This window comes from Streptomyces sp. A2-16 (genome assembly GCF_018128905.1).
In the GTDB taxonomy this organism is placed as follows: Bacteria; Actinomycetota; Actinomycetes; order Streptomycetales; family Streptomycetaceae; genus Streptomyces.
The window spans coordinates 6,630,477-6,643,547 of sequence record NZ_CP063808.1 but is presented as its reverse complement, the minus strand read 5'-3'; the positions used below and the strand labels follow the sequence as shown (position 1 = coordinate 6,643,547).

General features: G+C 71.4%; 13 protein-coding genes. 10 read left to right on the top strand and 3 right to left on the bottom strand.

The window, feature by feature from the left end; translation table 11 throughout:
- Positions 1–35: 35 nt before the first annotated feature.
- The 4 genes from IOD14_RS29800 (at position 36) to IOD14_RS29785 (ending at position 4,182) form a co-directional block, all read left to right on the top strand.
- On the top strand, positions 36–1,478 hold the full coding sequence (locus IOD14_RS29800) for a GuaB1 family IMP dehydrogenase-related protein (RefSeq protein ID WP_212673430.1): 1,443 nt from the start codon (positions 36–38) through the stop codon (positions 1,476–1,478).
- A gap of 68 nt (positions 1,479–1,546) precedes the next feature.
- Complete coding sequence (locus IOD14_RS29795) at positions 1,547–2,062, top strand: GNAT family N-acetyltransferase (RefSeq protein WP_212672027.1); 516 nt, start codon at positions 1,547–1,549, stop codon at positions 2,060–2,062.
- Positions 2,063–2,252: 190 nt separating this feature from the next.
- Positions 2,253–3,719, top strand: a complete 1,467-nt coding sequence (locus tag IOD14_RS29790) for an amino acid permease (protein WP_212672026.1) — start codon at positions 2,253–2,255, stop codon at positions 3,717–3,719.
- A 10-nt stretch (positions 3,720–3,729) separates the two neighbouring features.
- Positions 3,730–4,182 (top strand): Lrp/AsnC family transcriptional regulator, encoded by a 453-nt coding sequence (locus IOD14_RS29785; RefSeq protein WP_123987907.1) that lies wholly within the window; start codon positions 3,730–3,732, stop codon positions 4,180–4,182.
- On the opposite strand, the gene IOD14_RS29780 is transcribed toward IOD14_RS29785, so the two are convergent.
- Both IOD14_RS29780 and IOD14_RS29775 read right to left on the bottom strand, forming a co-directional pair.
- Positions 4,175–4,630, bottom strand: coding sequence for a DUF2867 domain-containing protein (locus IOD14_RS29780; RefSeq protein ID WP_123987906.1), 456 nt, complete (start codon positions 4,628–4,630; stop codon positions 4,175–4,177). The two genes, IOD14_RS29785 and IOD14_RS29780, sit on opposite strands and share 8 nt — an antisense overlap.
- A 25-nt stretch (positions 4,631–4,655) precedes the next feature.
- Complete coding sequence (locus IOD14_RS29775; RefSeq protein WP_212672025.1) at positions 4,656–5,396, bottom strand: GntR family transcriptional regulator; 741 nt, start codon at positions 5,394–5,396, stop codon at positions 4,656–4,658.
- 214 nt (positions 5,397–5,610) lie between these two features.
- Between IOD14_RS29775 and IOD14_RS29770 the strand changes: the two genes are divergently transcribed.
- The 4 genes from IOD14_RS29770 to IOD14_RS29755 are packed head-to-tail and all read left to right on the top strand — an operon-like array spanning position 5,611 to position 9,585.
- Entirely contained in the window at positions 5,611–6,765 is a 1,155-nt protein-coding gene (locus IOD14_RS29770) for an extracellular solute-binding protein (protein ID WP_123987904.1), read from the top strand.
- Positions 6,762–7,658: an ABC transporter permease subunit gene (locus IOD14_RS29765; protein ID WP_212672024.1), complete on the top strand. Its 897-nt coding sequence runs from the start codon at positions 6,762–6,764 to the stop codon at positions 7,656–7,658. The genes IOD14_RS29770 and IOD14_RS29765 overlap by 4 nt, the downstream gene beginning before the upstream one ends.
- A complete protein-coding gene (locus tag IOD14_RS29760) occupies positions 7,646–8,476 on the top strand; it encodes an ABC transporter permease subunit (protein ID WP_123987902.1) in 831 nt (276 codons plus the stop codon). Before IOD14_RS29765 ends, IOD14_RS29760 begins: the two co-directional genes overlap by 13 nt.
- Positions 8,473–9,585 carry an ABC transporter ATP-binding protein gene (locus IOD14_RS29755; protein ID WP_123987901.1) on the top strand — a complete coding sequence of 371 codons (1,113 nt, stop codon included), beginning with the start codon at positions 8,473–8,475 and terminating at the stop codon, positions 9,583–9,585. Before IOD14_RS29760 ends, IOD14_RS29755 begins: the two co-directional genes overlap by 4 nt.
- Here the strand turns inward: IOD14_RS29755 and IOD14_RS29750 are convergent.
- Positions 9,578–10,033: a hypothetical protein gene (locus tag IOD14_RS29750; protein WP_123987900.1), complete on the bottom strand. Its 456-nt coding sequence runs from the start codon at positions 10,031–10,033 to the stop codon at positions 9,578–9,580. The two genes, IOD14_RS29755 and IOD14_RS29750, sit on opposite strands and share 8 nt — an antisense overlap.
- 125 nt (positions 10,034–10,158) lie before the next feature.
- On the opposite strand from IOD14_RS29750, the gene IOD14_RS29745 reads away from it, so the two are divergent.
- Positions 10,159–11,586: an HAD-IA family hydrolase gene (locus tag IOD14_RS29745; protein ID WP_282959528.1), complete on the top strand. Its 1,428-nt coding sequence runs from the start codon at positions 10,159–10,161 to the stop codon at positions 11,584–11,586.
- 105 nt (positions 11,587–11,691) lie between these two features.
- Positions 11,692–12,927 (top strand): MFS transporter, encoded by a 1,236-nt coding sequence (locus IOD14_RS29740; protein ID WP_212672023.1) that lies wholly within the window; start codon positions 11,692–11,694, stop codon positions 12,925–12,927.
- Positions 12,928–13,071 lie beyond the last annotated feature (144 nt).

Genomic DNA, 13,071 nt, shown 5'->3' with positions numbered 1-13,071 from the left:
GGGGGCCACCTCTGATCGACTGGGATGTGCAGCACGTGCGTTTCCTCAACGACATCCAGCCCCCGTACGACCTGACGTACGACGACGTCTTCATGGTCCCGAGTCGCAGCGCCGTCGGCTCGCGGCAGGGCGTGGACCTCAGCTCCCCGGACGGCACGGGCACCACGATTCCGCTGGTCGTGGCCAACATGACCGCCATCGCCGGGCGCCGCATGGCCGAGACGATGGCCCGGCGCGGTGGTCTCGTGGTCATCCCGCAGGACATTCCGATCGAGGTCGTCACCGAGGTCGTCGGCTGGGTCAAGAGCCGCCACCACGTCCTGGACACCCCGATCGTGCTGGCCCCGCACCAGACCGTCGCCGACGCCCTCGCCCTGTTGCCCAAGCGCGCGCACAACGCCGGGGTGGTCGTCGACGAGGAGGGCCGGCCCGTCGGTGTCGTCACCGACAGCGACCTGTCCGGAGTCGACCGTTTCACGCAGCTCGCCGAGGTCATGTCCCGCGATCTGCTGCTGCTCGACGCCGACATCGACCCCCGTGAGGCCTTCAACCGGCTCGACGCGGCCAACCGCCGGTACGCCCCCGCCGTGGACCGGGACGGCCGCCTCGCCGGCATCCTCACCCGCAAGGGCGCCCTGCGCGCCACCCTGTACACCCCGGCCGTCGACGCGCAGGGCAAGCTGCGCATCGCCGCCGCCGTGGGCATCAACGGCGACTTCGCACAGAAGGCCAAGCAGCTGCTCGACGCGGGCGTCGACACCCTCGTCATCGACACGGCGCACGGCCACCAGGAGTCGATGATCACCGCGATCAAGGCGGTCCGGGCGCTCGACCCGCAGGTCCCGATCGTGGCCGGCAACATCGTGGCCGCCGAGGGGGTGCGGGACCTGATCGAGGCCGGCGCGGACATCATCAAGGTCGGCGTGGGTCCCGGTGCCATGTGCACCACCCGCATGATGACCGGCGTCGGCCGGCCGCAGTTCTCGGCGGTCCTGGAGTGCGCGGCCGAGGCGAGGAAGTACGGCAAGCACGTGTGGGCCGACGGCGGTGTCCGGCACCCGCGCGATGTCGCCATGGCGCTGGCCGCCGGCGCGTCCAACGTGATGATCGGGTCCTGGTTCGCGGGCACCTTCGAGTCCCCGGGCGACCTCCAGCAGGACGCGAGCGGACGGCTCTACAAGGAGTCCTTCGGCATGGCGTCCGCGCGGGCGGTGCGCAACCGCACGTCCGAGGAGTCGGCGTACGACCGGGCCCGCAAGGCTCTCTTCGAGGAGGGCATCTCGACCTCCCGGATGTTCCTCGACCCGGCCCGCCCGGGTGTCGAGGACCTGATCGACTCGATCATCGCGGGCGTCCGCTCCTCCTGCACCTACGCCGGCGCGGGCTCCCTGGAGGAGTTCGCCGAGAAGGCGGTCGTGGGCATCCAGAGCGCGGCCGGTTACGCGGAGGGCAAGCCGCTGCACGCCAGCTGGAGCTGAGTCCGCCGGGTGCGGCCCCCGTCGAAAACCGGGGGCCGTGCGCGTGCGCGGTCCGTACCGTCGTCGGTATGGACATCACCGTCTGCCGGAGCTGCGACATCGAGCTGCTGGACCGGTACATGGGCTCGCCCGGAGCCACCTCCTTCCACGCCCGGCGGTTCGCCCGCCAGGAGGCGGGGCAGAGCACCTACCTCGTGGCATGGGTGGACGGACGGCCCGTCGGGCACACGGAGCTGCGCTGGACCGGGTGTGCCGCGCCCGAGATCACCGCGGACTGCCCCGAGATCGGCTCTCTCGCGGTGTGGCCCGAGGAACTGCGGTCACGCGGGATCGGCAGCGCGCTGGTCCGGGCCGCCGAGGAACTGGCCCGGGGCCGGCGCCTGGGTGTCGTGGGCATCGGCGTCGGCAAGGACAACGAGCGCGCGGGCGCCCTGTACACGCGGCTCGGGTACCGGGCCGTGGCCGACTATCCGGACCGCTACTCGTACGAGGAGCACGACGGCACGGTCCGCGAGTGCGTCGACGCGTGCACCTTTCTCGTCAAGGAGCTCTCGCCGGGCCACCTCGACGTCGAACCGGCTTGAGGCGCCCCGGACCGGGGTGCTGACGAGGGTCGCGGAGGGCCTGCAGGGGGGGCGCGCAACGAACGCCCACCCAGCGGCGCGGAACGCAACGATCTTGCGAGTGCGTGCAAGGTTGCTGCATTACGACTGTGACGTCCGGCCTCGTAGGGTGCTGCGCTGTACTCACCTGCAGCGACGAAGGAGTCAGCGCGTGCTCGACCAAGGTGCACCCTCGCACCAACGCACCCAAGAAGCCCCCGCCTCCCCGGGGCTCGGCGCGCGCCTCATGCGGCGCAAACCCGTGGAACGCCTCGTCGCCGAGGGCGGCCAGGGCGAGGGAGGAGCCCTCAGGCGCTCCCTCGGGCTCTGGCAGCTGACGATGATCAGCATCGGCGCCACGCTCGGCACCGGCATCTTCGTCGTCCTCGGCGAGGCCGTCCCCAAGGCCGGGCCGGCCGTCACGCTCTCCTTCGTGATCGCCGGCCTCACCGCCCTCTTCTCGGCGCTCTCCTACGCCGAGCTGGCCGGCACCATCCCGGTCGCCGGGTCCTCGTACTCGTACGCGTACGCAACCATGGGTGAACTGATCGCCTGGATCTGCGGCTGGTGCCTGGTCCTGGAGTACGGCGTCTCGGTCGCCGCCGTGGCCGTCGGCTGGGGCGAGTACCTGAACGAGCTGCTCGACGGGACCATGGGCGTCACCATCCCGGACGCCCTGTCCGCCCCGCCTGGCGACGGCGGCGTCTTCAACCTCCCGGCGCTGATCGTCGTACTCCTCGCCATGGCCTTCCTGCTGGGCGGGGCCCGCGAGTCCGCCCGCGCCAACACCGTCATGGTGGTTGTGAAGATCGCCGCGCTGGTGATGTTCTGCGCGATCGGCGTCCAGGGCTTCCGCTCGGGCAACTACGAGCACTTCATGCCGCTCGGCATGGCCGGGGTCAGCGCGGCCGGTGCCACGCTGTTCTTCTCGTACATCGGCTTCGACGCCGCCTCCACGGCCGGTGAGGAGGCGAAGGACGCCCAGCGCGACCTGCCCCGCGCGATCATGCTGTCGCTCGTCATCGTCACCGCGCTGTACGTCCTGGTCGCGGCCGTCGCCGTCGGTGCGAAGCCCTGGCAGCATTTCGGCGACTCGGAGGCCGCGCTCGCCCAGATCATGCGCGAGGTCACCGGGCAGGGCTTCTGGGGCACCCTCCTGGCGTTCTGCGCGGTCATCGCCATCGCGAGCGTCGTCCTGACCGTGCTCTACGGCCAGACCCGCATCCTCTTCGCGATGTCCCGCGACGGGCTGGTGCCGAAGGTGTTCGGCCGGGTCCACCCGAGGACGGGCGCGCCCCGCGCCAACACGGTGATCGTGTCCTTGTTCTGCGGGGTCCTGGCCGCCGCGATCCCGCTCGGTCAGCTCGCCGACGCCACCAGCATCGGCACGCTCTTCGCCTTCGCCCTGGTCAACATCGCCGTCGTGGTGCTGCGCAGGACCCGTCCGGACATGCCCCGCACCTTCCGTGTCCCGCTCTCGCCGGTGTTCCCGGCGCTGGGCTTCGGCTTCTGCGTGTGGATGATGGGCAGCCTGTCCACCGTCACCTGGGTGGTCTTCGGGGTCTGGATGGCCGTCGGGCTCGTGTTCTACTTCGTATACGGCCATCGCCGTTCCCGACTCGCAACACCCGAAGGCTGATCCACCCACCGTGCTGAACGATCTCGACGAACGCATCGTGCACGCCCTCGCCGAGGACGCCCGCCGCTCCTACGCGGACATCGGGCAGATCGTCGGTCTGTCCGCGCCCGCCGTGAAACGGCGGGTGGACCGGCTGCGTGCCACCGGGGCCATCACCGGATTCACCGTGCGGGTGGACCCGGCGGCCCTCGGCTGGGAGACCGAGGGGTTCGTCGAGATCTACTGCCGGCGCAACACCTCCCCGGAGACCATCCAGAAGGGCCTGGAGCGCTACCAGGAGGTCGTGGCCGCCTCGACCGTCACCGGCGAGGCGGACGCGGTCGTGCAGGTCTTCGCCTCCGACATGCGGCACTTCGAACGCGTCCTGGAGCGGATCGCGGGAGAGCCGTTCGTGGAACGGACCAAGTCGGTCCTCGTCCTCTCCCCGCTGCTGCGCCGCTTCTCCTCGGGCTCGCCTACCTGACCTGTCCGGCGCGGTGCCGGACCCCTTCCAGCAGGCGGCGGGTGAGCAGGGCGTGCGCCCCCGAGGAGACGACCAGCAGCCGGTAGAGGGCGCCGAACGGACCGGGGAACCTGGCCCGGGTCTCGGCCCGCAGCCGGGTGCCGCCGCCCTCCGCCTCCAACCGGAAGACGAGCGCGTACGTCGAGAAGTGGTGCCGTCCGACGAGGACGAGCTCACGGCCCGGCGTCGCGCCGGTCACCCTGAACCCGGGCAGGACGGACCCCTCGGCGAGCGGCCGCGGCCCGGACGCCGTACGGTCGGCGACGCCGACGAGACGTGCGTAACGGGCGGAGCGGGGGCGGCCGAACGACCGCACCAGACTCTCGCCGAGCGCGTCCCAGACCTCGAGAGGCGCCGCCGGGACGACCACCGCGTGCTCGTCGACACCGGGCAGCACAGTGATGTCCATCAGAACCTCCGGCCGGGTGCGAGCCCTACTCCGCGGTCTTGCGGGCCAGGGCGTTGTTGTCGATCGAGTTGTGCACGCTGAAGCTCACCGCATCCGAACGGTACCGGTCGTCCGACCACTCCACCGGACGCCCTTCCCGGGTCGTGGTCACCCGGCGAACCCGCAGCAGCGGACTCGTCCGGCGGATCCCCAGCAGCTCCGCGTCCTGCGCGCCCGCCGCCACCGCGTCGATGACGTGCTCCCCGTAGGCGAACACCAACCCCGTGTCCTCGTACAGGCGTTGAGTGACCGAGGGGCACTCGGGCTCGATGGCCGCCACGGTCGGGGAGATCCAGTCGGCGTACACCGTCCGCTCCAGCAACACCGGTTCGCCGTCCAGGCCGCGCACCCGCAGGACGTGCAACACCGGGGTGCCGGAGGCGAGTTGGAGGCGTATCGAGTCCTCCTTCGAGGCCGGCCGGTACTCCTGCACGACCACCCGCCCGGTCGCCTCCCGGCCCATCGCCCGCGCCCACTGGGCGAAGCTCCGCAGTTCGGCGAAGCTCTGGCTGCGCCGGCTGGCCAGCACCACCCGCCGGGCGCCCTGGCGGGAGCCGATGAGCCCCTCGGCCGTGAGCGCCGCGACCGCCTGGCGGACCGTTCCGCGAGAGACGCCGTAGTGCGCCGCGAGCTCCGTCTCGGGGGGCAGCAGACTGCCGACGGTGTACTCCTCGCGGTCGATCGCCCGACGCAGTTCGTCGGCGATCTCCTCGTGTCGCGCCGCCATGCTTCCCCTCTGAGTCGAATGCTGTGCACAGCGTGACCAGCGTAGTCGACAGCAGGGGCGGTTCCGAGGGAGCTCTTGTTGTGCTGAATTCGGGGGTCAGCGTTTCTCCAGTGTTTACGAGCAGGACACCAGCGGCAGCCTTACTGAGGCCAACTTGTTCAGACAAGTTCTCTCCCTTTGGCTCCTGCACCCTCGCGCGTCCCCTGGAGAAGCCGTGACCGTGTCCCTGCCGAGAACAGCCGCACTCGGTGTCCTCGCCACCCTCGCCGCCCTCGCCCTGAGCGCCTGCGGCGCCGCCCCCGACACCGCGTCGACCACCGCCGACGGCAAGAACGCCGCCACCGCGACCTCCGCCGCCGACTTCGGCGGCCTGGACAAACTGGTCGCCGCGGCGAAGAAGGAGGGCACGCTCAACGCCATCGCGCTGCCCCGCGACTGGGCCAACTACGGCGCCCTCATAGACGGCTTCACGAAGAAGTACGGCATCAAGATCTCCGTCGAGAACCCCGACGGCACCAGCCAGGACGAGATCAACGCCGTCACCTCCCGCAAGGGCCAGGACCGCGCCCCCGACGTCCTCGACCTCGGCAGCTCCTTCGCGATCAGCGCCGCCCAGCAGGGCCTGCTCGCCCCGTACAAGGTGGCCTCGTACGACGACATCCCCACCGGGCAGAAGGACGCACAGGCCCGCTGGTACAACGACTACGGCGGCTACATCTCCATCGGCTGCGACGCCAAGCGGGTCAAGACCTGCCCCACCACCTTCGCCGACCTGCTCAAGCCGCAGTACAAGGGCCAGGTCGCCCTCAACGGCAACCCCACCAAGTCCGGTTCGGCCTTCGGCGGTGTCTACGCGGCCGCCCTCGCGAGCGGCGGCTCCTTCGACGACATCCAGCCCGGCCTCGACTTCTTCGCCAAGCTGAAGAAGAACGGCAACTACACCCCCGTCGAGTCGACCCCGGCCACCGTCGAGAAGGGCGAGACGCCGATCAGCATCGACTGGGACTACCTGAACGCCGGGTACGCCGACGAGTTCAAGTCCAAGGGCGTCGACTGGAAGGTCACCGTCCCCAGCGACGGCCAGTTCTCGCAGTACTACTCCCAGGCCGTCAACAAGGACGCCCCGCACCCGGCGGCGGCCCGGCTGTGGCAGGAGTACCTCTACAGCGCCGAGGGCCAGAACCTCTGGCTCAAGGGATACGCCCGCCCGGCCCTGATGACCGCCATGGAGAAGGCCGGCACCCTCGACAAGGCGGCCGCCGCCAAGCTGCCCGAGGTCACCGGAACGCCCAAGTTCCCGACCGAGGCCCAGCAGGACAAGGCCAAGACGGTCATCTCCCAGGGCTGGGCGAAGGCGATCTCCGGATGACCTCCACCCTCCCGAGGGTCGACACGGCGACCGTCGCTGCCCCGCGGCGGCGGCGCCGTGCGCCGGGCTGGCTCGCCGTCGTCCCGCTGCTCGTCGTCACCGCGATCGCCTTCGGCGTCCCGGCGCTGGCCATGCTCAACGGCGCGTTCACGGCCAAGGACCAGGCCACGGGCGCCACGTCCTACACAGTGGCGAACCTGACCGACTCCCTGCAGGGCGCCTACCTGACGGCCCTGCTCGGCAGTGTCGAGCTGTCCGCCCTCTCCGCGGCCCTCGCGACCGTGCTCGGCCTGTTCCTTGCACAGGCCGTGGTGACCTCACGCTTCCGGGGACTGCGCGAGGCCGTGCTGACCGCCTCCGGGGTGCTGGCCAACTTCGGCGGTGTGCCGCTCGCGTTCGCCTTCGTCGCCACCCTCGGCAACTCCGGCGTCCTCACCCAGCACCTCGGTCTGAAGGGCGCCAGCTGGGACCTCTACGGCTTCTGGGGCCTGACTCTGGTCTACCTGTACTTCCTCATCCCGCTGATGGTGCTCACCATCACCCCGGCCCTGGAGGGGCTGCGCGTCCAGTGGCGCGAGGCCGCCCAGAACAACGGTGCCACCGGCGCCCAGTACTGGCGGCACGTGGCCCTGCCGGTGCTCACCCCGTCCCTGCTCGGCGGGTTCGTGCTGCTCTTCGGCAGCGCGTTCGCCGCCTACGCGACCGCCGCCGCCATGGTCGGGAGCTCCGTCCCGCTGGTCACCCTCCAGATCGCCGACGCGCTGTCCGGCAACGTCCTGGTCGGACAGGAGAACGTGGCGCTCGCCCTCAGCCTCGACATGGTGCTGGTCGCGGGCCTGGTGATGGCCGTCTACCTGCCCCTGCAACGACGGAGCGCGCGATGGCTCGCCTGAACCTGTGGCGGTGGGCGGTGTTCGCCCTCGCCGGTCTCTACTTCCTGGTACCGCTGGGCGCGTCCGTGATCTTCTCGGTCGACGTGAACGACCAGGTCGATTTCGCCGCCTACAGCCAGATCGTCGGCACCGCGGGCTTCGTCCACAGCCTCGTGCTCGCTCTCGAACTGGCGGCCGCGACCATCGCCCTCGTGCTGCTGCTCATGCTGCCCGCGATGGTGGCCCTGCGGCTCGGCGCGCCCCGGCTGCGGCCGGTCGTCGAGGTGGTCTGCTCGCTGCCGTTGGTGGTGCCGCCCATCGCGTTCGTCGCCGGGATCGTCACGGTCCTGAAGTGGGGTCCCGACCATTTCTCCCGCACGCCGTTCTTCGAGACGTTCGTGGCGATCCAGAACCCGGACTTCCCCTTCGTCCTCGTCCTGGCCTACGTCGTGATGGCGCTGCCCTTCGTGTACCGGGCCCTGGACGCCGGGCTCCGCGCGATCGACGTGCCCACCCTCGTCGAGGCCGCCCGCAGCTGCGGCGCGGGCCCGCTCCAGGCGCTGCTGCGGGCCGTCCTGCCGAACCTGCGCGGGGCGCTGCTCAACGCCTCCTTCCTGACCCTCGCCCTGGTGCTCGGCGAGTACACCGTCGCGCACCTCCTGGGCTTCCAGCCCTTCGCGGTGTGGATCGTCGACATCTCCGGCTCGCAGGCCCAGATGTCCGTCGCCGTCTCCGTGCTCAGCCTGCTCGTGACCTGGGCACTGCTGCTGGCCCTCGCCGCTCTCGGCGGCCGGCGCCCCTCCTCCCGTACCGTCTCCCGAGGGAAGGCAACGCCATGACGCTCACAGTCCCCGAGAACGAAGTCCCCGAGAACGACAGGGCCGTCCGGGACGGTGCCGCCACTGTCGAGTTCCGCGCCCTGCACCGCAGGTTCGGGGCGACGGTCGCCCTCGACGGCCTCGACCTGACCGTCCGGCCCGGTGAACTGCTCGCGCTGCTCGGCCCCTCCGGCTGCGGCAAGACCACCGCGCTGCGCATGCTCGCGGGGTTCGAGGCGCCCGACTCCGGCGCGGTGCTGGTCGACGGAGCGGACGTCACCGGCGTACCGGCCCACCGGCGCGACGCCGGCATGGTCTTCCAGTCGTACAGCCTCTTCCCGCACCTGAACGCCCTGGACAACGTGGCCTTCGGACTGCGCATGCGCAAGGTCGCCACCGCCGAACGGCGTTCGCGGGCGGCCGAGTTGCTGGAACTGGTCGGACTCGCCGACAAGGGCGAGCGGTTCCCGCACCAGCTCTCCGGCGGTCAGCAGCAACGCGTTGCGCTCGCCCGCGCGCTCGCCCTGCGCCCCCGGGTCCTGCTGCTCGACGAGCCGCTGTCGGCCCTGGACGCCAAGGTGCGCACCACGCTGCGCGAGGAGATCCGCCGCCTCCAGCAGGAACTCGGCATCACCACGCTGTTCATCACCCACGACCAGGAGGAGGCCCTCTCGACGGCCGACCGGGTCGCCGTGATGCGGGCCGGCCGGGTCGAGCAGTGCTCCACGCCCACCGAGCTCTACTCCCGCCCCGCCACCGCGTTCGTCGCCGAGTTCGTCGGGACGAGCAGCCGGATCCCCGGGGTCATGAGTGCGCCGGACACGGTCGAGGTGCTGGGGCGCCGGCTTCCCGCGAGCGGCGAGGGCGTCACCGCCGGCGCGGACGTCGACGTGGTGCTGCGGCCGGAAGGAGTGGACGTCACGCCCGATCCGGCCGCCGGGGCACGGGTGGTCGCCGCCGCCTTCCTGGGCGCGACCACCCGCGTCACGGTTCGGCTGCCGGACGGTGCGGAGGTCAAGGCCGACGTGGCCACCCGGCGCGCCGGCGAACTGCCCGTCGGCGCGCCGGTGGCCGTCGGACTCCCGGACCAGGAGGTCCTGGTGGTCCGGCGGCAGCGGACGACTACTTGAAGATGCCGCAGTACAGATCGACGGACGGCGTCTCCCAGCGCGTGCCGGCCTCCCGGAGCCAGACGGTCTGCCAGGTCTTCAGGCTCGCCCCCGAATTCGGGTAGTCGAATTTGCACTGGTGGGTGATGCTCCATTTCGCCGACTTCTTCGCACTGAAGACGTAGTCCTTCTTCTCGTAGAAGTCGCGTCCGAACGCAGGGTGGGCGTAATTGATTTCAGACGTCATATGGAACGTGTGATTGGACGGGCACGTCCACGAGCCGTTCACGGTGATGGTCTGGTCGTCGCGGCCGTAATAGTGATGCACCGGGACCCCTACGGAGAACGTACATCCGCTGAACTTCCAGGTGACTGTCGTCGCCCCGGCTTCGGGGGCCTCCAGGACGCCCAGCGCGGCGATCGAGAGCAGCGCCGCGGAAAGAGCGGCGAGGCGGGAGCGGGAAAGCATGGAAAAACCCCGTTTCGTTGTGGTCGGTGCACGTCAACCTAGCAGCCGGACAAGGGTTGGAAACGCTTCCGCCGGGGCTTTACCGATCATTTCCGGACTTGGTGAAGAAGAAAGAGAAGGTTTCCGTGGAAAGCCTTGCGGGTCATCATTCCGACGCCTTGTTGGCGGCCGTCCTGTTCGACATGGACGGCACGCTCGTCGACACCGAGCGGCTCTGGTGGGAGGCGGTGGAACAGGTCGCCGGACGGGCCCTGACCGAGGCGGACCGGCCGGACGTGCTCGGCCGCCCGGTCGAGCACACCGCCGCCTGGCTGGCCGTGGCCACCGGCGCCGCGGCCGCCGACCTCGCCGAAACCCTGCACCGGGAGTTCGCCGACCGCGTCCGCTCCGGGGTGGTGCCCCGCCCCGGAGCGCTCGACCTGCTCGACGCCCTGGCCGCGGAACGGATTCCCACCGCCCTGGTGACCGCCTCCCCCCGCTCCGTCGCCGACACCGTCCTCGAAGTCCTCGGCGCACACCGCTTCGCCGTCTCGGTCACCGCCGACGACACCGAGCACACCAAGCCCGCCCCCGACCCCTACCTCGCCGCCTGCCGTGCCCTCGGTGCCGACCCCGCCGCCTGCGTGGCCGTCGAGGACACCGCGACCGGCGTCGCCTCCGCCGAGGCGGCCGGCTGCACGGTGCTCGCCGTGCCCTCCCTCGCCCCCATCGAGGCGGCACCCGGCCGGGCCGTCGAGGACAGCCTCGAGACCGTGACCCCGTCCGCACTGCGCGCCCTGCTGCCCCGCCGGCTCCGCGTGATGAGCTGGAACCTCTGGTACGGCGGCACCAAGGTCCACGACCACCGCGCCAAGCAGCTCAAGGTCATCGCCGAGACCGACGTGGACGTGGTCGGGCTCCAGGAGACGTACGGCAGCGCCGCCGAGGAACTCGCCGAGGCGCTGGGCTGGCACCACCACCGGGCCGGGACCAACCTCGGCATCATCAGCCGCTTCCCGGTCACGGCCCCGCTCGGTGACCCGGACGTCGGGTTCTACGGGGCGGCCGGCGCGCGGATCGCCGTGGGGGAGCGGGAGGTCGAGGTCTGGACGGCCCACCTCGACTCCGAGCACTACGGGCCGTACGAGTCCGAGCCGCTCGCCCGCGAGGAGGTGCGGCTCGCCCAGATGCGGGACACCCTGCGCCGCATCGGCGACACCGTGCCGGTCGTCCTTGTCGGTGACTTCAACTGCCCCTCCCACCTGGACTGGCCGGACACCGAGTGGCCGGTGACGAGGGCGGCCGAGGAGGCGGGCTTTCGCGACTCCTACCGGGAGGCCCACCCGGACCCCGCGCGGGACCCCGGGCACACCTGGTCGCCGGTGCACGCCCACCCGGAGCCGCAGGACCGGATCGACTTCGTGCTGCACCGGGGCCTCGGGGTCCTCGACTCGCGGACCTACGTCTGCGGCACCCCGCGGACCTTGCCGGACGTGGCGGACAACGACTGGCCGTCCGACCATGCCGCGGTGATCACCACATTTTCGCTGGGCGGCGGGGCTGGAACTGTCTAGCATCGGTGTCATGACCTGGCGACATTGATCCACCAGCCGTGCCTCCCGAGGGCCGCCTCGGACGCCGTTCCGACGACGTCCGAACCGCCCTTCCGGGAAGGCCCCATGACACTCTCACCCGCACGTGTGCCCGCGACCGGCGTCCGCCGGCTGACGACCACGCTGTACGGCTACGCGTTCCTCGACGACCTCGTCCTGCTCTACCCGGTGTACGCGCTGCTGTTCGCCGACACCGGTCTGCCGCTCTGGCAGATCTCCTCGCTGTTCGCCCTGTGGTCCCTCACGGCCGTCGTCATCGAGGTGCCCTCCGGCGCCTGGGCGGACACCGTCTCGCGGCGCCGGCTGCTGTGGATCGGCCCGCTGCTCACGGCCGTCGGCTTCACGCTCTGGGTGACCGTGCCGTCGTACGGCGCCTTCGCGCTGGGCTTCGTCCTGTGGGGAGCCGGCGGAGCGCTCGGCTCCGGCTCGCTGGAGGCCCTGGTCTACGACGAGCTGGAACGGCTCGGGGCCACCGAGCGGTACGCGCGCGTGATGGGGCGGACCCGGGCGGCACGGCTGCTGGCCACGGTCGCGGCGATGGGCCTGGCCGGACCGGTCCTCGCCCTCGGCGGCTACCCGGCCGTGGGCGCCGCGAGCGTCCTGGCCTGTCTGCTGGCGGCGGCGACGGCGACCCGGCTCCCGGAACACCGGGTACCGGCCGGGAAGGGGAACACACGCTGGTCGGCGACCCTGCGGGCCGGACTCGACGAGGCCCGCGGCAACCGGGCCGTCCAGGGCGCCCTGCTGCTGGTCCCGGCGGTCGCCGCGGTGTGGGGCGCGCTGGACGAGTACGTCTCGCTGCTGATCCGCGACCTCGGAGTGGCCGACGCGACCGTGCCGTACCTGGTCCTGCTGGTCTGGGCGTCGGTGACCGTCGGCAGCCTGTTCGCCGGGCCGGCCGAACGCCTCGGCACCCGGGGGCTCGCCGTCCTGATCGCGGGCGCCGCGCTCGCCCTGGCCGTGGGCGCCGGTGTCCGCAGCCCGGCCGGCATCGCCCTCGTGGGCCTCGCCTTCGCCGGCTTCCAGCTGGCCGAAGTGCTGGTCGACGTCCGCCTCCAGCACCGCATCGACGACGCCCGCCGCGCCACGCTGACCTCGGTGGCGAGCCTGGGCACGGAGCTGGTCACGGTCGCCGTGTTCGGTCTCTACACCCTGCTCGGGGCGTCCCTGGCACACAGCACGGTGTTCGTGGTCCTGTCCGTGCCGTATCTGGTGACGGCGGTGGTGGTGGGGGTGCGGGGGGCGACCAAGCCGGGCGCGGCGACAGCCCGGGATGCCGTCCCGCCGAGCCGTGCGCGGTGATCGCCCGGTGCGCGGCCGGGGCGTACGCAATGAATCGCCGGTCGGCGGCCCCTACACGCAACAAAGCGCTTACCGGCGCGCAACGGCTTCTCCTTGTCCGCCCTGGTGAGGCGCCCGTACCGTCTACATGGCCCCTCCAACGGC